Below are 18,537 nucleotides of genomic sequence, written 5' to 3' on the forward strand. Positions count from 1 at the left end.
CCTTAGTGGCTAGGCGCTGAGGTCGTCGTCGCAGTAGAGCTGGTCTTCCAGCTCGTGCAGCGCCTGGCGGTATTCGTTTTTACCGCCGAACTCTTTTTGTACAATGGTCTTGGGGCTGCCCAGGGGTTTAATCTGCGGCACCTTGAGCTCGGCGTAGCTCGGCTGTTCCAGCTGTTTGATACCGTCATCGGCATATTGCTCGATCAACATATCGAGCACCTTTTGTGCAACATCGGAGTATTTACTGAAGTAGTTGCGCTTCTTGACGTTCTCGGCCCGTTCGCGCCGGGTCAGTGGCGGCTGATCGTATACGATGTGGCAGATAAGGTCGAACGGGTCCATATCCCGGCCCACTTCTTCCTCCAGTACTTCCCAGATCACGCCTTCTGTGGCGAGTTGGTCAATCACTGCTTGTTTGCGCTCGCTGTCTTTCCACTTGCGGGTGAAGTCGTCCAGGGAGGCAAAGCATTTGCTGACGGCTTTGCGGGTGTAGTCCTTAAAGGATTCGGTGACCAGTTTGCCGTCGGTATCGTAGTACTGCACGCGCTCAGCCATCTTTTTCACGGCGACGCCGTTGACCCGGTACTTGATAAAGGGCTCGTCCTCCTCCTGCAAATTCGGGTATTGAATGGAGTTACTGGAGGCTCCGTCGATTAGTGTGTTTTCTTCGTTATCCGTATTGGATTCGTCCGCTTGTGGCTGGTCTTCGATTTGGTTGAGTTCGTTATCGAAGGTGGGATTGTCTGGGTCGATAATCTCCGCCGGATTGGCGGCTAAGACCTTCTCCGGGATGCCGTCGAAGCGCTCGTCGGCAAACAGCTCGGTGGCTTTCTTGAAGTCGAGGATGGTAAACCAAAGTTTGTTGAATTTTTCATCAATACGGGTGCCGCGCCCGATAATCTGTTTGAACTTGGTCATGGACTGGATGTTTTGATCCAGCACCACCAGCTTGCAGGTTTTGGCATCCACGCCGGTGGTCATCAGTTCGGAGGTGGTGGCGATCACCGGGTAGGCTTTTTTGGGGTTAATAAAGTTATCCAACTGGGCCTTGCCGATCTCGTCATCGCCGGTGATTTTCATCACGTACTTATCATTCTTGGCGACCTGATCTTTGTTCAGGTTTACCAGGGCGCGGCGCATGCGTTCGGCGTGGTCTATGTCGTTGCAGAAGACAATGGTCTTGGCCATGGGGTCGGTGCGCTTTAAATAGGCGGTGATGGTCTCTGCCACCAGCTGGGTGCGCTCTTCGATCACCATCACGCGGTCGAAGTCTTTTTGGTTGTAGATGCGGTCTTTAATCACTTCGCCATTCTGGTCCAGCTGGCCCTTGGTGGGGCGCCAGCCTTGCAGGTCTACATCCAGGTCTACCCGCACCACTTTGTAGGGGGCGAGGAAGCCGTCTTCAATGCCCTCTTTGAGGGAGTAGGTGTAGATGGGGGCGTTGAAGTAATCGATATTTGAGACTTCATCAGTTTCTTTAGGCGTGGCGGTTAAGCCGATTTGGGTGGCGGAGCTGAAGTATTCGAGAATTTCACGCCAGGCGCTGTCCTCGGCGGCGCTGCCACGGTGGCATTCGTCGATCACGATCAGATCGAAGAAGCCGGGGTCTACCTGTTTGTAGGCTTTCTGGTGCTCCTCTGGCCCGGTGAGGGCTTGGTAGAGGGCCAGGTGGATTTCATAGGCCGGGTCGACTGTGCGGCCGCTGACTTTGGTCATGGCCGTGTCGAAGGGCTGGAAGTCGTTGGTGCGGGTCTGGTCTACCAGAATATTGCGGTCGGCCAGAAATAAGATGCGCTTTTTCTTCTTCGCCTTCCACAGCCGCCAGATAATCTGGAACGCGGTATAGGTTTTGCCGGTACCGGTGGCCATCACCAACAGTATGCGATCCTGCCCAGAGGCGACGGCCTCTATGGTTTTGTTGATGGCTTGCAGCTGGTAGTAGCGCGGCGTTTTGCCGCTGCCGTCATCGTAGTAATCCTGGGTGATAACCGGCAGTTGCTCATCGGTGTAGCCCTTCCAGTCACGGTATTTCTGCCATAGGGTCTCGGGGCTGGGGAAGTCGTCCAGTTGGATTTGCTGCTCAAGTGGGCCGCCATGGTCTAGCGCGGTCTTATCGTGAAACACAAAGCCATCACCGTTACTGGCAAATACAAAGGGCACATCCAGTAATTTGGCGTAGTCGAGGGCCTGTTGCATGCCCTTGTCGACACTATGCTTATTGGCTTTGGCCTCAATTACGGCCAGCGGTATACCGGGTTTGAGGTAGAGGACGATATCGGCGGATTTAACGGTTTTACGCGCACCGACTTGCCCGCGCACAATCACCTTGCCATCCCGCAGCTTGACCTCTTGGCGCAGCTGGTTGTGCCGATCCCAGCCGGATTGTTCAATGGCGGGGAGGATGTATTTCGTAATGATGTCCGCTTCGGAAAACCGCTTCTTGTCCATATGATGCAGGCCTACAGCTGGGCCATATAGTAGGCCCGATACACTTTTTGAATGATTATTGCGACTAAATTTATCACAGGATGGGCTTGAGGGGGATGTGTGTGGGTGGGTTAGTTTGGGGGGTGTTTTTTGTGGTTGTTTAGTGGTGGAAGCAAGTGCGTATCAGGTGGGTAAGTGTGGGGCAGCTGTAATTACCCAAATATCTTTGAATTTAGTGCTAGTAAGGACCAAATTTTTTACTGAATAGCTCTGCCAAGTGTGTTTCGACACCCTTTAGGTTCTCTGCATCGTCGAGTAAATCAGCCAGGCTGTCTTCATCAATTGAATTTTTATCAAGGGTTTCAATATGATTTAGGGTTGTCCCTTGTTACCGTTGGTGGCTCCTAGTTGATGAGTAAGGCTGTTGGTGCAGGTGCTAGATGCACTGATTCACAATGAGCTACGCCTTCTGTTGGCTACATTTACTTCCGTTCAGTATTATACTTAATCGCTAGTTTGAGGTGTTATTAATAAAAAGAGGCTCTTTTTTGCTTGCCCATTTCATCACTTCCTTTAATTTTTTTAATATCATTTTTATTTTTTTGCTCCTTTATCGCTCTTGAAATTTACAAATTGTCTACGGTGCCTTCTTTCTGGTTGTCTGGTTCATAGGGGCTGTTTTGGATTACTTCCTGGTGATGTTTTCTATATCAGGCAGCAGTTGTTCAAGTCGCTTCTTCGCGTCTTCAAGTGTTTTTTTTATCCGGCCGTTCATATATCCACCTCGACTTCAAAATACAGTAACCTGGCAGAGAAGGCTTGTTTTCAGTTGAAGTCCCAAGACTGTCGTCACAGTGATACAATGTTGCTTTATTGTGGTGGTGTTATATATGATGACCGATACCTTCTAGTTGCGATAGTGTGGGAAGATACGCATGATTTTCTTGAAAAAGAAAACTCTAAGTTGTGAGGCTGCGCACTTGAAGCAGAAGTGTTTAGGATGAAAAATTGATGGCAAACTTAAAAGATATTAAGTGGATCAAGGGAGATGCCCCGAAGAAGCAGGGTGTATACATTATCGCTGTCGAAACTTGTGGAATCGCCTCAAGTAGCGCCTCTTATTGGAGTCCCGTTGAGGGTTGGGCAAACATTGCTCCGAATGACGAGGTGAGAGGTTTTATACACTTGGAGGATGTTGTTAAGCAGCTGCCGTATTTCTGGGAAGATGACGGTGAGGGGTATTAATCGCAGTTTTTCTATGCGTGATTAAGCGGGGTCTCTCCGGAGGCATAGTTAGGGATAACACATCAACTGAATTCTTATTCAGGAGCTTAAAGGGGGGCGGAAGTATGCTATTCAAATTTTCCTTCGGCAAAACAGCTAATCAACGATTACATTACTGGTTGCTACAGCCAAGTGCGGCTACATCAGTACAGCGATGGCTTGCCGCCAAATTGAGCTATGCCTTCTGCTGACTAAATTTACGTCTGTTCAGCGTTACGCTTAATTGCTGTTTTCTTGGTGTTATTAATAAAATGAGGCTCTTTTTGGCCTGCCCGTCCCATTGCTCCATTTAATTCTTTTCCCATATCAGTTTTATTTTTTGAGGAGTTGTTCATCTTTTTGCTCCTTTATCGCTCTTGGGATTTCCAGATCGTCTACGATGCCTTCTTTCAGGTTATCTGGTTCATCGGGGCTGTTTTGGTCTGCTTCCTTGTAACGCTTTTCTATATCAGGCAACAGTTCTTCAAGTCGCTTCTCCGCGTCTTCAAGCACTTTTTTTATTTGGTCGTTCATATATCTACCTCAACTTCAAAACACAGTAATCTGGCAGAGATGGCTTATTTGCAGTACTGACATAGTGGTACCCCTGTGCTTCATTGTAGGTGCGAGTTTTGGCTGAGGTAGGTCTTATGATCCTAATTTCGTCGGCTCCTAGCATAGTCGCATAGGCTTGTGCGGCATATGAGATTAGTTTAAATCCCTTGAAGCCAAGTTTGTCGTCTTTAAAAGGTGTGGGTTCAATAATATTGATTTTTAAGCTGGTGTTACGAGCAGTGGGCATGCCATAAGACAAGCTTACTCATGTCTGGCCTTGCTTAAAAGCTGTGTCAAACGGTTTGAAAACCTTTTGATAACCGGGGTGCTCTATTGTCCAGTGCCAATCATTGTGTTTTCCGGGCTCTCCTTGTGCCCACGAACTTGCTTTAAGGAAATCTCTATAGCTTATTGGGGTTACTTTTGTATATGGAGGGCTAGCAATCTATATTTATCCTAAACGGGACTTATTCAATTACCTGAATCGGGTGATCGCCAAAGCTGAAAAGTTTTGAATAAGGAAGTGGCAGTGGTTGAAGGTAGTGGTTGAAGGTAGTGGTTTGGGGTCTATGTGGCGCGAGCAAAGTGAGCCAGCAATATCTGCTAATTATGTTGTTGTAGTTCGTTATCTTCATGATTTTGGTGCTTACGATCTGGCTTCATGGAATGATAACCAGTGGAGTCTTGGATGCGGTGTAGAAGTGGTAGTGTAGCGGTCAAGTATTTTTGACCAGTTTCTTTTGAGTATCTCGAAATTTTTCTTCTGCCACATTTGGCGGCAAGCCGTTGTTGAGCTGATGTGGCTGCACTTAGCTGTAGTAGTCAATAATGTAATCATCATCTTCTATGGGTGTTCCGTTACACCTTTTTGATCTGATCCCATTTATTTAGAAGGCTCCGACAGGCATTGAGCCTGTCGGATGAAAAGCATCAAGCGAGCTGCTATAAGGGAGATTGAGACTCTGTACCTGTAGCCATTCATTTATTATTGAGATTGAGGAAGTATAGTGCAAATAACTGAAGGGTGAGAGTAATCATGGCAAGCATAGTTGGCGCTGAAATAATGGGTATTTCCTTTAATTGGTTGATTTCTTTTTGAATGACTTTCATTTGAGCTTTAGTATTGGCCATATCTAGATATGGAATGGACTGGAGCTTTGCAATCTGGGTAGTTTTTTCTTTAGGTGATATCTTGTCATTAAATTTTTTAGTGCCATTAAATTTTTTATCGAAAGCCTGAATATCTTTGAAAAGCTTAGCTAGGCTTTCCCATTTGTTCCTGCCTCCTATTGACAGTTCTGCCTTTTTCAGCGCCTCCTGAAGCGCCTCCTGAAGCGCATCACGAACCTTTTCCCATTGTTCTATGAGGAAGACTTCAAGTGATGAGATCGTTTCAAGCTTCGAGTTTATAGATTGCTTGGCTCGGTAGGCTTCTGGTCCATGGCCGGTCGGCACCATTTTCTTATAGTGATGTATTTGATCTTTGGCTGTATCCAGGTCCCGCATGACGAAGCTGAGGTCATGCACGATGCTAGTCAGCTTCTGATAGGAGCCCACATTTCCAGACTTAATCTCTACCAGAGCGGTGCCAATCAGTTGATCCACCCTTGCCTTGGTTGCATGTGCGTCGATAGACATATCCTTTTATCCTCGTAAATCCGTTGAAGAATGTGTTCTACCTCTCTGATTTGAGATGCATATACCACATTCAATCTTTTCCTTGATGAAAATGCGATTTCTAAATCAAATCTGCCGAGTGTCGTGGTCTAATAGGGTGCGGGCCATTGCGCGGAAGCTGTAGGCGGCCATGGTTTTATTGTTATAGCCCAGTGATCTGAGCACTGTCTTCACACCGTTATTAGACAGTGGATGCGAGCTGATGGCAAAACCTATTTGTCATGGCCTGTTAGTGGCTCCAATTCTTGCAGTAAGGCTAGAGTCTGTTTAGCAAGAGGGATAATGTGTGGCTGGCCCAGTTTCATTTTTTCGCTGGGTATTTCTATGTGCTTGGTATTCCAATTGATTTCCGTCCACTCAAGTTTTCGTAATTCTCCAGGGTGGCAGAATAGGAGAGGGGGTAGTTTTAGGGCTGTTTTTACTATGCCACTACAGCCTTCCGGGTGCCCCGGTTCTCAATACGGCGCAGGTAGCAAAGTACTTCCGGTGGGCTTATCTCGGAGATAGGACGCTTACCCAAGTAGGGTTTTAGGTCACGCTCTAAAGTGAGGGTGGCACGGTCCTTTGATGAGTTGGATAGATGGGCCATCTTGGCAGCGAGCCACTCATCGCTAACGGTGGAGAAGCTGTTGTAGTTGGCTTCCAAGGCGGACTCTTTGCGGGCGTGTTTTGTGTCGCGAGGGTCAACGCCTTCAGCTACATGCTACCGAGCTTTATTACGGAGTTCGCTTCAGGCTTACATCTGGGGAGAGCCCAGGTGCCATTTCTGGACGCTTGCTGTGAAGGCGGAAACGGAATACCCAGCGCTTGGCCCCGGTCGGGGTCACTTCGATTGCCAGCCCTTTCTCATCGGACTCGATGTACTTTTTCTCGCGGGGCTTGAGGGCGACGGGGCAACCCTGCGTACTTCCTTGCCCTCCGGCAATTTGGTGAGGTCAGTGGCTCAAATCTGCTCGACCCCACAATTAACCCCACCAAAAATGGCTGGATTTGGTGGGTTTGAGTTAGATTAACTGGGATGGTCCAAATAAACAAAAACCCCGGAAACGCTAAGTTTGCGGGGCTTTTGTGGGCTGTCTGAGACAGCAATCTGGTGGAGATGGCGGGAGTCGAACCCGCGTCCGTCAGCACTCTGCCAGAGGCTCTACATGCTTAGCTCCGTCTATTGATTTAACCCAGTACAGCCCGGCGGTCAGGACGTATAGGGCGATCCCGTAAGATTTTTAACCGCTTACCCACGGGTATGGCTTGCGGCGATCCAGTTCTGTATAACAGTCAACAGCGCGATACTGGAACCTTGCTGAGGACTGCTAAGGGACGAACCCTTAGTTAGTGCTTCACAAGCTGCTTACGCAGCGAGTTGGGCACCGTAGTTGTCGTCGTTGGCAACTAATAAAATACAGCTTTGGATTTACGTGATTCGCTGCCATCACGGCATGCACCCAAGGTTTCGTCACCGGCGTCGAATCCAAGTCATCCCCGATAAGAAACACTTTCGTGTGTCGTCCAGTATACCCCAAAACTTCTCTGAGTAATAAATTTTATGTCACTGGCGTTTAGGCGATCAGAATCGCTGTTGTCAGGGGGTGGTTTGCGGAGGAGGGTGCCCGGCGGTGGAGGCCGCCGGGGGAGGGCTTGATCAGCGAATGGATTGCACAAAAGCGGTCAGGATCAGCAGTGGGCAGACGATGCGCACGTACCAGGGCCAGATCTTCCAGAACAGGGTGCGTTCGATATCCGGGTGACCCTTCTTTAACTCCGTCAGCAATTGGTCGCGGCGCCAGATCCAGCCGGCAAAGATACACAGGGCAATGCCGAGCAGGGGCTGGCCGTATTCGGTGCTGATACTGACGGCCAGGCCGAAAAGGTCGTCGAAGTTGTAGATGATAGTGCTGCTTACCCCGAAGATAATCAGGCCAACGATCGGGGTGGCGATGCGACGGGGAATATTCAAGTTCTCGATAGAGAAGGCCACCGGTACTTCCAACATGGAGATGGAGGAGGTGAGGGAGGCGATAACCATCAGCGCGAAGAAGGCGATGGCGACAAATATCCCGGCTTCGCCCATGGTGTCGAACAGCGCGGGCAGTACCTGCAAAATCAGATTGGGACCGGCGATCAGGGCGCCGTCGGCAGCGAAGATCTGGGTGCCGGCCTCCTGGGCCACGTACATGGCGGGCAGGATCAGCAGACCCGCAGTAAAGGCGATGCCCACATCGATCAGGGTCACCAGGGCGCCGAGGCGCGGCAGGCTCTCCTGCTGGCTCAGGTAGGAGCCGTAGATCAGCATGGTGCCAACACCCAGGGACAGGGAGAAAAACGCCTGGCCCATGGCGGAGATCAGTAGATCCGGGGTGAAGTGGTCGAAGTTGGGCATCAGGTACACTTCCAGGCCGGTGAGGGCGCCGGGCTGGGTGAGTACGTAGCCGATCAACAGTAGCAACAGGATGATCAGCGATGGCATCAACAGGGTGGACCAGCGTTCGATGCCTTTCTCAACACCGCTGGCAATAATCAGCATGGTGAGACCGCTGAAAATGGCGGTCATGATCATATTGCGTTCGGTGCTGTTGCCGGCCAACCACTGGGCGGCCTCGTGGGCGCCGAACAGGCTGGCGAAAGGCCCGGCCAGGTGGGCCACCATCCAGCCTGCCACAATGGCATAGAAGCTCAGGATCAGAGAGGCCACCAGGATGCCGCCGAAGCCGGTCAGGCCGCCGAAAAAGCGGCTGATGGGGCCAGTGGCAATGGAGCGCAGCGCCTGCACCATATTGCGGCGCGCGTGGCGGCCGATGGTGAGTTCGGCCATCAGGGCCGGGTAGGCGAGGGCAAAGGCTAAAAATAAGTAGGCGACTACAAAGGCGGCACCGCCGTTACTGGCGGCCTTGGTTGGAAAGCCCCAAATATTGCCGAGACCCACGGCGGAGCCCGCCGCAGCCATCAAAAAGCCAATATTCGAGCTGAACTGTCCTCGCGGTGCACTCATGCTAAATCCTGTATTTATTGTTCTGATGCTTCACTGTGCATTATTTGTGCGCCGAGCGCATTAGGCGTTGCTTTTCGCGGTTCCAGTCACGTTGCTTCTCCGTTTCGCGCTTGTCGTGGTGGGCCTTACCTTTGGCCAGGCAGATTTCACACTTCACCAGGTGCCCCTTCCAGTACAGGGCGGTGGCGACCACGGTGTGGCCCTTTTGCTCAACGGCGGCGATCAGCTTGGAGAGCTCGCGCTTGGTGAGCAGCAGGCGACGGGTGCGGTCGGGTTCGGTGACAAAGTGGGTGGAGGCGCTGGCTAGCGGCTGGATATTGGAACCCAGCAGCCAGGCTTCGCCGTTTTTGAATATGACATAGCTGTCGGTCAGTTGGGCTTTGCCCTCCCGACAGCTTTTGACTTCCCAGCCTTTCATCTCAACGCCCGCCTCAAACTTTTCTTCAATGAAATAGTCGTGGCGGGCCTTCTTGTTGAGGGCGATGGTATTGGAGGTTTGTGCTTTCTTTTTCTTGGCCATGAAAACTACGAGTAACTAAATAAAACTGTGTCCAAAAAACTTCAGGGCCACGGTATTGATAAAGATCAGCAACAGTATCAATGGGATAAAAGTGCCCAGGGAGAAGTTAACGTATTTTTGCGAAAACGAGCCTGCAAAGCCATTGTCGCCTTCTTGCAGCTCTCGATCAAAATTGGATTTCTTCCATTTGTAGATCACGAACAGACAAACCAGCAGGCCGTTTAAGGGCAGGATGGTGTCGTAGAAGATAATCTCCACCAAATCGAAGAAGGATTTGTTCTCGCCGGCCAGTTGTACAAATTCAGTAAACCAAGTGGCCATACCGAATGATACGGCGCAAGCGATGGCCAGCACAAATTGAACTGCCGCGACCACGCAAATTGCCTTCTTGCGCTCCATATTGCGCTCGTCGCGCAGGGTGGCGATGGGCACTTCGATAATGGAAACCAGCGAGGTAATTGCGGCAACCAGTACCAGGAAGAAGAACACTGCCGCTACGGCGCTGGCGCCTATATAGCCGATGCCATCCTGCAGGGCGAGGAAAATCTTTGGCAGGAACAGGAAGATCATACCGGCGGAGGAGTCGCTCAGCTCGGTCGGGTCGATCTGTGGATTGAAGTGGAAAATACTCGGCAGAATCAGCAGGCCAGCAGTAAAGGCCACCAGTGTATCAGTAATGGCTACGGCGCGGGAGGAGCCGGGAATAGAGTCCCGCTTCTTCATATAGGAGCCGTAAGTAATCATGATGCCCATACCCAGCGACAGGGAGAAGAAGGCCTGCGCCATGGCTTTGCTGATTACGCTGCCGTCAATTTTGCTGAAATCGGGTACCAGGTAGTAGCGCAAACCGAGGGCGGCGTTATCCAGGGTCAGTACAAAGAACACCAGTCCCAATAACATCACAAACAGCATGGGCATCAGGGTCTTGGCGGCCCGCTCGATACCGTCTTTAACGCCCATCGCGAGAATGGCGTTGATGATCAGCATCAGGATAACCAGATAAATAAATATCGTGGGGGTGTTAATAAAGTGGACAAAGAAATCCGGTGTGGCGAGCTTATCCAGGTTGCCGGAAAAGATTTCTACCAGGTAGCCCATCACCCAGACGGTGACCACCAGATAGAAAACCGCGATCATAAATGGGGTGATCAGGGCCAGCCAGCCGGGAATACTCCACAGGGGTGAACCCTGGGATATGGTGCGATAGGCCCCGACGGGGTCTTTGTCTGAGCTGCGCCCCATAGCGAGCTCCGCCATCATCACCGGCAGGCAGATCAGGAAGACAAAGAGAGCGTAGACCAGTAAAAAGGCGCCGCCCCCGCTCTTGGTGGCTGCTACGGGGAATGCGACCAGGTTGCCAATACCGACGGCAGAACCTGCGGCGGCCAGGATAAAGCCCAGCCTTGAGCCAAAATGCTCTCTCACTGCGGTCATAAGTAGTCTCGCTATTATTTTTTATGAATGCTTGTTTTTGTTACTGCGGCTAGGGCTAAACGTGACCTAGCGGTAATAAATGCGATTGTTGCAGGAATTGTCTTGCTTGAGTAGCGCCGGCTGGCAAAATTAGCCGCTGAATGGTGATCCCAGGTGATTTTGCCTGATGGACTGGGTTAGACGGTAGGAATGACTGAAATAGAACGCAGCGCGCTGGTGATGTACAGCGCAGAACAGATGTTTGATCTGGTCAATGATGTGGCCAGTTACCCGCAATTTTTGCCCGGCTGTCGCGCGGCGGAGGTGATCCACAGTGACGAGAGTACTTTAGAGGCGCGCCTGGATTTGTCGCGCGCGGGGATTAAGCAGAGCTTTGTAACCCGCAACCAGCTGGTGCGCCCCGAGTCGATGACGCTCAAGCTGGTGGACGGTCCCTTTGAGCAGTTCGAGGGGTTGTGGGCGTTTACCCCGCTGGCTGAAAATGCCTGCAAGGTGAGTTTTACCCTGTCGTTCTCGATGAAAAATCGATTGATCGCGGCGGCGGCGGGAAAAATTTTCAGCGACCTGGCTAATCAAATGGTTGCGGTTATGTGTGAGCGCGCCGAGGTAATTTACGGGAAACCCCAATGACAGAACAAAAAACAATTTCGGTGGAAGTGGTCTACGCACTGCCTCACGAGCAGCGCTTGATGCGTTTGTTGGTAGTGGAGGGCACCACTGCGCGGGAGGCGTTGATTCGCTCGGGCATCCCCGAAGAGTATCCGGAAGTCGATCCGGACAGTGCGAAAATGGGGATTTTTGCCCAGGCGCTGGGGAGTAAGGGGTTGCCGCCGGCGGATAGCTATGTCCTGCAACCCGGCGACCGGGTTGAAGTCTACCGCCCGCTGATTGCCGATCCCAAAGAGGCGCGCAAACAGCGCGCCGAGAAGGCCAAGCGCCAGGCCGAGAAGAAAAAGGGGGCCGAGGGGACTTCTGCCTAGGGCCACTCCGCCGGCTGCCAGTCACCGCTGGTGGCTACCAGGGCGTCTTCGTCGAAGTAGACGCTGAAAGTCTTCTGGGTGATATTGCCTTTCTTGTCGCGCAGGCGGTTGACGTAATCCCAGCGGTTGGGATTGTAGGTATCCTCCAGCAGCGGAGTGCCCAGCACAAATTGTACCTGGCGTCGGGTCATTCCGGGCTTCAGCTGGTCCACCATCTCCTGGGTAATGATATTGCCCTGCTGCACCTCAATGCGGTGTACGCCGGGGAATTTTACCAGTGTGCAGGCACCCAGTAGGGCGCAGAGGAAGGCGATGGTGAGAAATCTCAGACTAGGCGGCATTCATTGCTCCATTATTTGGTTTCAAACGGCAGCGCTCGCGCTGATTTCTTATAAACAGTCAGTTTAGTTCGATGCGAAGAAAAAAAGTTCCTCCACCTCGCCGTTCTGCACTAAGTGAGCAGTACGGGGTTTCTCTGACTCCGCAGGGCATGGGATAATACCCGAAGAGTTGACTCGCTGACAGACGGGACTCCAAGGTCGGAATCCTTGCTAAACGGCAGCTGTGAGCTTGGGCAACTTCGGATCACTTTTAAAATCCTGCCGGGAAATATTGATACATGTCGAACGAAAACCAGGAATTGCGCAAGGCTGGCCTCAAGGTCACTCTGCCGCGAGTAAAAATTCTGCAATTGCTTGAGAGCACTAGCGAGCAGCACTTGAGTGCTGAGGATGTCTACAAGCTGTTGCTGGAAGCGGGAGAGGATGTGGGCCTAGCCACGGTGTACCGGGTGTTGACCCAGTTTGAGAGCGCGGGCCTGGTAGTGCGCCACAATTTCGATGGCGGTCACTCTGTATTTGAGCTGGATCGCGGCGATCACCACGACCATATGGTCTGCACCGATACCGGCAAGGTTATCGAGTTCCACAATGAGGAGATTGAGGAGCTACAGCGTCAGATTGCCGAAGAGCACGGCTATGAGCTGACCGGCCACAGCCTGGTTCTGTATGTGACAGAAAAAGAGAAGTAATGCTTGCGGGTGCGGTGTTCACCGCACCCTTCAATGACGCGCGCTACGACTAGCGACAGGGCGGAGTGTAAAGCTCCGGGAACTTGCCAATTTTATCCGCGTAAAACTCCTTGAGCTTCAGCAGCTCGGCTTCCAGGTTTTCCCCAAATTGCGCGATGGGGCCTATGCCCACTTCCTTCTTGGGAAAGTTGATATAGCCCAGTACCACCGGCACCTTGGCGCTGCGGGCGATATGGTAAAAGCCGCTCTTCCAGCGCTCCGCCAGACCGCGCGTGCCCTCGGGGGGAATGGCGATAATCAGTTCTTTGCGCAGTTTGAACTGCCTGGCAGTGGCTTCCACCAGGTTGTTGGCCTTGCTGCGGTCTACGGCAATACCGCCGAACCAGCGCATAGGGACGCCCAGGGGGAAGGTAAACAGCTTGTCTTTGCCCATCCACTGCGGGGTCATCTTCAGCTTGAGCGCGGCGAGGATAAAGTAGTAGCCATCCCAGTTGGTGGTGTGGGGGGCGCCGATCAGTACGTACTGCTTGAGCTTGAGGGACTGCTCGTCAGCTTTGACGCGCCAGCCGTGCAGCTTCAGTAGCATCCGCGCAACCAGGCGCAGGATCGGGGTGACAATGGGGGTGTTGAAAATTGTTCTCTGCATAACCTCAGCCGGGACTACTCATACATAGAAAAATAGGTTACCCAGTATATGGTGACTTTACCCGCCACTCACAGTCATATTTGTTCGTTTGTTCTAAATCGGCACATATATCCGACGAAAGGGGTGATTTACCGGATTGTGTGGCAGCTATTTATTGATCTATGGCACAAGATTGCTTAGCCAAATGTGCCATTTTTGCCTTTTTGCGACATGCGGCGCAGTTATAACGCTTTGGAGCTGGGGCTATGGCCGGCCCCACAAAAATATTGGAGTTTAGCTCCTCCCCAGCATTTCCTCGGCGTGGGCCAGGGACTGGGTGGTGGGGGCGCCGCCGAGCATGCGCGCCACCTCTTGGCGGCGCTCGCCGTTGGTGAGCTCGCGCAGAGCCACAAACACACTTTCGCCATCGCTGTGCTTTTCTACCAGATATTGGCGGTGGGCCCGCGCCGCTACCTGGGCCAGGTGGGTGACACAGATCACCTGGCCGCTGCGGCCATCGCGGGTCTCTCCCAATTGGCGCAGCAGGCGGCCCACTACATCACCGGTGGCCCCGCCGATACCCACATCCACCTCATCGAATACCAGGGTGGGGGTGCGCGAGGTCTGTGCGGTGACTACCTGGATCGCCAGGCTGACCCGGGAGAGTTCACCGCCGGAGGCGATCTTGCCCAGGGGGCGCGGCGGTTGGCCCGGGTTGGTGGAAATCAATATTTCCGCCTCCTCCAAGCCCTGGCTGTTGGGGGTATCCAGCTCTTGCAGGGACAGCTCCACGCAGGCGTGGGGCATGGCCAGGTCCGCCAGCTGACTGTTGACCGCCGCCGCCAGTGAGGTTGCCGCTTTGCCGCGCAGCTTGCTGAGTTGACTGGCGACTTTGCGGTACTGTTTTTCCAGCTGTTCACAGTTGGCGGCCAGGCGCTCCAGGGCGTCGGGGCTGCCGATATCGTCCAGCTCCGCCTGAAGTTGCTGTTGCAGTGCCGGCAGCTCCTGCGGTTGCACCCGGTGTTTGCGCGCCGCCTGGTAGATGGCGCTGAGCCGCTCTTCAACCTCGGAGAGCCGCTCCGGGTCCATCTCGAAGCGGTCGATATGGCGGGACAGGGTGGCTGCGGCTTCATCCACCTGGATGCGTGCGCTGTCGAGCATCTGCGCCACCTCTACCAGGGCCGGTGCCTGCCCGGGCATGGAGGACAGCAGTTGCAGGGCGCGGTGCAGCTGTTCGGCGATATCGCCCTCACCACCGGACAGAAAAGCGGCCAGTTGATAGCTGCCGCTGAGAATTTCCCCGGCATTGGCCAGCTGTTGTTGTTCGCTTTCCAGCGCCTCTATTTCTCCCTCGCTCAAACCCAGTTGCTCCAGCTCCTTGAGCTGGTATTCCAGCAGGTGGCGACGGGCTTCGGCCTCTTCGGCGCTGTCGGCGAGGCTGCGGTAGCGGCGGTAGTGGTCCCGCCAGGTTTTGAAGCGGCTGCGGGTCTCGGCGGTCAGTTCCTGGGCCTGGGCGTATTCATCCAGCAGGCGCAGGTGGGTTTCCTTTTTTAGCAGGGATTGGTGTTCGTGCTGGCTGTGGATATCGATCAGCTGTTCGCCCAGGGCGCGCAGTTGCAGCAGGGTCACCGGTTGGCCGTTGATATAGGCGCGGGAGCGGCCGTCGGCGCCGATAGTGCGGCGCAGAATCACTTCCTGCCCGGCGTCCAGCTCCTGGGATTCGAGCCAGCCGGCGGCGCTGGGGTGCGCGCCGATATCGAAGGTGGCACTGATATCGGCGCGATTGGCGCCGGTGCGCACTAGCTCAGCGCTGCCGCGCCCACCCAGTGCCAGGCCGAGGGCGTCGAGCGTAATGGATTTACCCGCGCCGGTCTCACCGGTCAAGGTGCTGGTACCCGGGCCAAATTCCAACTCCAGTTGGTCCACCAGAGTGAATTGGCTGATAGACAGATGCAGCAGCATAGAGGTCGCTTTGTGTCCTTGCTAATCGACGGGCATCGGGCCCAGTTAGTGGTTATTTATACAGTATTCGCTGGCGCTTAGCTATAGCGGCGGGGTCATATTGCCTCCGGGGTGGGGTGCTTGCGCGAAAAACCACTTGAACTGTGCGGGGATGTCCCCATATAGCCTCCAGTGCCCGCGAGGCGGGCTCAACTCACATTACTGACAGAGTCGACGCGACGGAGAAAGCAGTGGCCAGAGAGCGCAGCGAAGAAGATCAGATTAAAGAGGGGGCGGAGCACGCACCAGCTACAGACGAGGGCGTTTCAGCAGAGGTTGAAGAGCCTTCCTCTATAGAGAGCGAGCTCGCCGAAGAGGCTTTGCAGGGTGAGGCCGAAGGTGCCGATGCCCTGCACGAGGAAATTATCAAGTTGCAGGAGCAGCTGGCAGCGCACAAGGATATGGCCCTGCGCGCTCAGGCGGAAGAGCAGAATGCCCGCCGCCGCGCGCAGCAGGATATCGAGCGCGCGCGCAAATTTGCGGTAGAGAAACTGTTGCAGGATTTGTTGCCGGTTGTCGACAACCTCGAGCGCGCCCTGGCGACTATCGATAGCGCCGACGAAGCCAACAAGGCCCTGGTAGAGGGTATCGAGCTGACCCACAAATCTTTCGTTGAAACCCTGACGAAAAATTCTGTGGAAGTGGTCGATCCCGCCGGTGAGCCCTTCGACCCGGAACTGCACCAGGCTATGACCCAGGTGCCCAACGGCGAGGTAGAGCCGAACACGGTTCTGGAGGTGTTTCAGAAAGGTTATCGCCTTAACGGTCGCCTGGTGCGCCCGGCCATGGTGGTGGTCAGCAAAGCGCTCTAGTGGCAAAAGTGTAAAAGTGGCAGAAGTGTAAAGCGGCCTTGAATTTTTGCGGCCGGCACCAATATAGCTGACATCAGAAGAATTATTTGCGCGTTGAGTACAGAACAGAGCTGGCGGCGCGCACCAAACGAGGAATTGACTAATGGGAAAAATTATCGGCATCGACCTGGGTACCACTAACAGCTGTGTAGCGGTACTGGATGGTGACAAGGCGCGTGTAATCGAGAACGCCGAAGGCGATCGCACTACCCCCTCTATTGTTGCTTTCACTGACGATAGCGAAATTCTGGTAGGTCAGTCTGCCAAGCGTCAGGCGGTGACCAATCCTCAAAATACTCTGTTTGCGGTTAAGCGTCTGATCGGTCGCAAATTCAAAGACGACGTTGTACAGAAAGATATTCAGATGGTGCCTTACACCATCACTGGCGCTGACAACGGCGACGCTTGGGTAGAAGTGAAAGGCGACAAAAAAGCGCCGCCGCAGATCTCTGCCGAAGTTCTGAAGAAAATGAAAAAGACTGCGGAAGACTTCCTCGGTGAGAAAGTTGACGCTGCGGTAATTACCGTACCGGCTTACTTCAACGACTCCCAGCGCCAGGCTACCAAAGACGCCGGCCGTATCGCGGGCCTGGACGTTAAGCGTATTATCAACGAGCCGACTGCCGCTGCTCTGGCCTACGGCCTGGACAAGCAGGGCGGTGACCGCACTGTAGCGGTATACGATTTGGGTGGTGGTACCTTCGATATCTCCATCATCGAAATTGCCGACGTAGACGGCGAGAAGCAGTTCGAAGTACTGTCCACCAACGGTGACACCTTCCTCGGTGGTGAAGACTTCGACCTGCGCCTGATCGAATACCTCGCAGACGAATTCAAGAAAGACCAGGGCATCGACCTGAAAGGCGACCCCCTGGCGATGCAGCGCCTGAAAGAAGCTGCGGAAAAAGCCAAGATTGAGCTGTCCTCCAGCCAGCAGACCGAAGTTAACCTGCCGTACATCACCGCAGATGCCACCGGTCCTAAGCACTTGGTGGTTAAGCTGACCCGCGCCAAGCTGGAAAGCCTGGTTGAAGAACTGGTTATCCGTTCCCTGGAGCCGGTAAAAATCGCTCTGCAAGATGCCGACCTGTCCGCCTCCGGCGTAGACGAAGTGATCCTGGTAGGCGGTCAGACCCGCATGCCGCTGGTACAGCAGAAAGTGACCGAGTTCTTCGGCAAAGAGCCGCGCAAAGACGTTAACCCCGACGAAGCTGTGGCCATGGGTGCTGCTATCCAGGGCGCGGTACTGTCCGGTGACGTTAAAGACGTACTGCTGCTGGACGTAACCCCGCTGACCCTGGGTATCGAAACCATGGGTGGCGTAGCGACTCCGCTGATCGACAAGAACACCACTATCCCCACCAAGAAGTCTCAGGTTTTCTCCACTGCGGACGACAACCAGACTGCGGTAACCATTCACGTGGTTCAGGGTGAGCGCAAGCAGGCTGCACAGAACAAGTCCCTGGGTCGTTTCGACCTGGCCGATATCCCGCCGGCACCGCGCGGCATGCCGCAGATCGAAGTAACCTTCGATATCGATGCCAACGGTATCCTGCACGTACACGCGAAGGACAAGGCCACGGGCAAAGAGCAGTCTATCGTGATCCAGGCTTCCTCTGGTCTGTCCGAGGACGAGATCGACAAGATGGTTCAGGACGCTGAGGCCAATGCCGAAGCGGACAAGCAGTTCGAAGAGCTGGTGCAGACTCGCAACACGCTCGACGGCCTGATCTCTGCCACCAAGAAGACTCTGGAAGAAGCGGGCGACAAAGCTACCGCTGAAGAGAAAGCAGCGATTGAAGCGGCCGTTAGCGAAGCGGAAGAAGCCGTTAAAGGCAACGACAAGGCGGCTATGGAAGCGGCGACTACCAAGCTGACCGAAGCTTCCGGCCCGCTGGCGCAGAAGATGTACGCCGAGCAGGCTCAAGCTGCCGGTGCTGAAGGTGCCGCTGGTGCCCAGGACGAGCAGCAGTCCTCCGCTGGTGACGACGCAGTAGACGCGGAGTTCGAAGAAGTTAAGGACGACAAAAAAGAAGGTAAGTAAGCGTACGCTTGCATTTCCGGCGGCGGCTTTTGCGGTGTCGCCGGAGAACTTCAGGGGCGCGGCGCCTTGCTTTTAGAGGCCCGCGCCCTGTGTTGTTTCAGGCACCCAGCAATAGTGGCCGCATTCTGCCGCTTTGCTGGCGCT

General features: G+C 53.7%; 20 protein-coding genes and 1 other RNA gene. 8 read left to right on the forward strand and 13 right to left on the reverse strand.

Annotated features, from left to right (window positions below; all coding sequences use genetic code 11):
• Window positions 1-9 precede the first annotated feature (9 nt).
• The gene (hsdR, locus tag ACJJIF_RS18370) at window positions 10-2,448 is read right to left on the reverse strand and encodes an EcoAI/FtnUII family type I restriction enzme subunit R (protein WP_444929729.1); all 2,439 of its coding nucleotides are present in this window, start codon (window positions 2,446-2,448) and stop codon (window positions 10-12) included.
• 808 nt (window positions 2,449-3,256) lie between these two features.
• On the opposite strand from hsdR, the gene ACJJIF_RS18375 reads away from it, so the two are divergent.
• Both ACJJIF_RS18375 and ACJJIF_RS18380 read left to right on the forward strand, forming a co-directional pair.
• Window positions 3,257-3,397: a type II toxin-antitoxin system YafO family toxin gene (locus tag ACJJIF_RS18375; RefSeq protein WP_444929730.1), complete on the forward strand. Its 141-nt coding sequence runs from the start codon at window positions 3,257-3,259 to the stop codon at window positions 3,395-3,397.
• A 41-nt stretch (window positions 3,398-3,438) separates the two neighbouring features.
• Entirely contained in the window at window positions 3,439-3,672 is a 234-nt protein-coding gene (locus ACJJIF_RS18380; protein WP_444929731.1) for a hypothetical protein, read from the forward strand.
• A gap of 236 nt (window positions 3,673-3,908) precedes the next feature.
• On the opposite strand, the gene ACJJIF_RS18385 is transcribed toward ACJJIF_RS18380, so the two are convergent.
• A complete protein-coding gene (locus tag ACJJIF_RS18385) occupies window positions 3,909-4,046 on the reverse strand; it encodes a hypothetical protein (protein ID WP_444929732.1) in 138 nt (45 codons plus the stop codon).
• On the reverse strand, window positions 4,024-4,224 hold the full coding sequence (locus tag ACJJIF_RS18390; RefSeq protein ID WP_444929733.1) for a hypothetical protein: 201 nt from the start codon (window positions 4,222-4,224) through the stop codon (window positions 4,024-4,026). The genes ACJJIF_RS18385 and ACJJIF_RS18390 overlap by 23 nt, the downstream gene beginning before the upstream one ends.
• 554 nt (window positions 4,225-4,778) lie before the next feature.
• On the opposite strand from ACJJIF_RS18390, the gene ACJJIF_RS18395 reads away from it, so the two are divergent.
• The gene (locus ACJJIF_RS18395; protein ID WP_444929734.1) at window positions 4,779-4,958 is read left to right on the forward strand and encodes a hypothetical protein; all 180 of its coding nucleotides are present in this window, start codon (window positions 4,779-4,781) and stop codon (window positions 4,956-4,958) included.
• A 265-nt stretch (window positions 4,959-5,223) separates the two neighbouring features.
• On the opposite strand, the gene ACJJIF_RS18400 is transcribed toward ACJJIF_RS18395, so the two are convergent.
• The 7 genes from ACJJIF_RS18400 to ACJJIF_RS18430 form a co-directional block, all read right to left on the reverse strand.
• Window positions 5,224-5,883 carry a hypothetical protein gene (locus tag ACJJIF_RS18400; protein WP_444929735.1) on the reverse strand — a complete coding sequence of 220 codons (660 nt, stop codon included), beginning with the start codon at window positions 5,881-5,883 and terminating at the stop codon, window positions 5,224-5,226.
• Between the two features lie 460 nt (window positions 5,884-6,343).
• Complete coding sequence (locus ACJJIF_RS18405; RefSeq protein WP_444929736.1) at window positions 6,344-6,568, reverse strand: phage integrase central domain-containing protein; 225 nt, start codon at window positions 6,566-6,568, stop codon at window positions 6,344-6,346.
• Between the two features lie 70 nt (window positions 6,569-6,638).
• On the reverse strand, window positions 6,639-6,749 hold the full coding sequence (locus tag ACJJIF_RS18410; RefSeq protein WP_444929737.1) for an Arm DNA-binding domain-containing protein: 111 nt from the start codon (window positions 6,747-6,749) through the stop codon (window positions 6,639-6,641).
• Window positions 6,750-7,013: 264 nt separating this feature from the next.
• Window positions 7,014-7,403: a transfer-messenger RNA gene (ssrA, locus tag ACJJIF_RS18415) on the reverse strand.
• Window positions 7,404-7,561: 158 nt separating this feature from the next.
• On the reverse strand, window positions 7,562-8,908 hold the full coding sequence (locus ACJJIF_RS18420; protein ID WP_444929738.1) for a sodium-dependent transporter: 1,347 nt from the start codon (window positions 8,906-8,908) through the stop codon (window positions 7,562-7,564).
• A gap of 40 nt (window positions 8,909-8,948) precedes the next feature.
• Entirely contained in the window at window positions 8,949-9,428 is a 480-nt protein-coding gene (smpB, locus tag ACJJIF_RS18425; protein WP_444929739.1) for an SsrA-binding protein SmpB, read from the reverse strand.
• 15 nt (window positions 9,429-9,443) lie between these two features.
• Window positions 9,444-10,862, reverse strand: a complete 1,419-nt coding sequence (locus ACJJIF_RS18430; RefSeq protein ID WP_444929740.1) for a sodium-dependent transporter — start codon at window positions 10,860-10,862, stop codon at window positions 9,444-9,446.
• A gap of 189 nt (window positions 10,863-11,051) precedes the next feature.
• Here ACJJIF_RS18430 and ACJJIF_RS18435 point away from each other — a divergent pair, with 189 nt between their 5' ends.
• Together ACJJIF_RS18435 and ACJJIF_RS18440 are read left to right on the forward strand one after the other, a co-directional pair.
• The gene (locus tag ACJJIF_RS18435) at window positions 11,052-11,492 is read left to right on the forward strand and encodes a type II toxin-antitoxin system RatA family toxin (RefSeq protein ID WP_444929741.1); all 441 of its coding nucleotides are present in this window, start codon (window positions 11,052-11,054) and stop codon (window positions 11,490-11,492) included.
• Complete coding sequence (locus ACJJIF_RS18440; RefSeq protein ID WP_444929742.1) at window positions 11,489-11,842, forward strand: RnfH family protein; 354 nt, start codon at window positions 11,489-11,491, stop codon at window positions 11,840-11,842. Before ACJJIF_RS18435 ends, ACJJIF_RS18440 begins: the two co-directional genes overlap by 4 nt.
• Here ACJJIF_RS18440 and ACJJIF_RS18445 read toward each other — a convergent pair.
• The gene (locus ACJJIF_RS18445; protein WP_444929743.1) at window positions 11,839-12,183 is read right to left on the reverse strand and encodes an outer membrane protein assembly factor BamE; all 345 of its coding nucleotides are present in this window, start codon (window positions 12,181-12,183) and stop codon (window positions 11,839-11,841) included. The two genes, ACJJIF_RS18440 and ACJJIF_RS18445, sit on opposite strands and share 4 nt — an antisense overlap.
• A gap of 278 nt (window positions 12,184-12,461) precedes the next feature.
• Between ACJJIF_RS18445 and fur the strand changes: the two genes are divergently transcribed.
• Window positions 12,462-12,872 carry a ferric iron uptake transcriptional regulator gene (gene fur, locus ACJJIF_RS18450; protein ID WP_282931309.1) on the forward strand — a complete coding sequence of 137 codons (411 nt, stop codon included), beginning with the start codon at window positions 12,462-12,464 and terminating at the stop codon, window positions 12,870-12,872.
• 49 nt (window positions 12,873-12,921) lie between these two features.
• Here the strand turns inward: fur and ACJJIF_RS18455 are convergent, their stop codons facing one another.
• Both ACJJIF_RS18455 and recN read right to left on the reverse strand, forming a co-directional pair.
• The gene (locus ACJJIF_RS18455; protein WP_444929744.1) at window positions 12,922-13,518 is read right to left on the reverse strand and encodes a 1-acyl-sn-glycerol-3-phosphate acyltransferase; all 597 of its coding nucleotides are present in this window, start codon (window positions 13,516-13,518) and stop codon (window positions 12,922-12,924) included.
• Window positions 13,519-13,791: 273 nt separating this feature from the next.
• Complete coding sequence (gene recN / locus ACJJIF_RS18460) at window positions 13,792-15,459, reverse strand: DNA repair protein RecN (protein WP_444929745.1); 1,668 nt, start codon at window positions 15,457-15,459, stop codon at window positions 13,792-13,794.
• Window positions 15,460-15,689: 230 nt separating this feature from the next.
• On the opposite strand from recN, the gene grpE reads away from it, so the two are divergent.
• Both grpE and dnaK read left to right on the forward strand, forming a co-directional pair.
• Window positions 15,690-16,310, forward strand: coding sequence for a nucleotide exchange factor GrpE (grpE, locus tag ACJJIF_RS18465; protein ID WP_444929746.1), 621 nt, complete (start codon window positions 15,690-15,692; stop codon window positions 16,308-16,310).
• Window positions 16,311-16,452: 142 nt separating this feature from the next.
• On the forward strand, window positions 16,453-18,393 hold the full coding sequence (gene dnaK / locus ACJJIF_RS18470; protein WP_444929747.1) for a molecular chaperone DnaK: 1,941 nt from the start codon (window positions 16,453-16,455) through the stop codon (window positions 18,391-18,393).
• The last annotated feature ends 144 nt before the right edge of the window (window positions 18,394-18,537 follow it).

The organism is Microbulbifer regidiadema (SeqCode), assembly GCF_052467605.1.

Excerpts from the sequence above, each read along its gene's own strand:
- dnaK (WP_444929747.1), top strand. The coding sequence starts at position 16,453 with ATGGGAAAAATTATCGGCATCGACCTGGGTACCACTAACAGCTGTGTA.
- ACJJIF_RS18380 (WP_444929731.1), top strand. The coding sequence starts at position 3,439 with ATGGCAAACTTAAAAGATATTAAGTGGATCAAGGGAGATGCCCCGAAG.
- ACJJIF_RS18445 (WP_444929743.1), bottom strand. The coding sequence starts at position 12,183 with ATGCCGCCTAGTCTGAGATTTCTCACCATCGCCTTCCTCTGCGCCCTA.
- hsdR (WP_444929729.1), bottom strand. The coding sequence starts at position 2,448 with ATGGACAAGAAGCGGTTTTCCGAAGCGGACATCATTACGAAATACATC.
- ACJJIF_RS18440 (WP_444929742.1), top strand. The coding sequence starts at position 11,489 with ATGACAGAACAAAAAACAATTTCGGTGGAAGTGGTCTACGCACTGCCT.
- ACJJIF_RS18385 (WP_444929732.1), bottom strand. The coding sequence starts at position 4,046 with ATGAACAACTCCTCAAAAAATAAAACTGATATGGGAAAAGAATTAAAT.
- ACJJIF_RS18420 (WP_444929738.1), bottom strand. The coding sequence starts at position 8,908 with ATGAGTGCACCGCGAGGACAGTTCAGCTCGAATATTGGCTTTTTGATG.
- ACJJIF_RS18400 (WP_444929735.1), bottom strand. The coding sequence starts at position 5,883 with ATGTCTATCGACGCACATGCAACCAAGGCAAGGGTGGATCAACTGATT.
- ACJJIF_RS18455 (WP_444929744.1), bottom strand. The coding sequence starts at position 13,518 with ATGCAGAGAACAATTTTCAACACCCCCATTGTCACCCCGATCCTGCGC.
- smpB (WP_444929739.1), bottom strand. The coding sequence starts at position 9,428 with ATGGCCAAGAAAAAGAAAGCACAAACCTCCAATACCATCGCCCTCAAC.
- recN (WP_444929745.1), bottom strand. The coding sequence starts at position 15,459 with ATGCTGCTGCATCTGTCTATCAGCCAATTCACTCTGGTGGACCAACTG.
- ACJJIF_RS18390 (WP_444929733.1), bottom strand. The coding sequence starts at position 4,224 with ATGAACGACCAAATAAAAAAAGTGCTTGAAGACGCGGAGAAGCGACTT.
- ACJJIF_RS18430 (WP_444929740.1), bottom strand. The coding sequence starts at position 10,862 with ATGACCGCAGTGAGAGAGCATTTTGGCTCAAGGCTGGGCTTTATCCTG.
- ACJJIF_RS18435 (WP_444929741.1), top strand. The coding sequence starts at position 11,052 with ATGACTGAAATAGAACGCAGCGCGCTGGTGATGTACAGCGCAGAACAG.
- fur (WP_282931309.1), top strand. The coding sequence starts at position 12,462 with ATGTCGAACGAAAACCAGGAATTGCGCAAGGCTGGCCTCAAGGTCACT.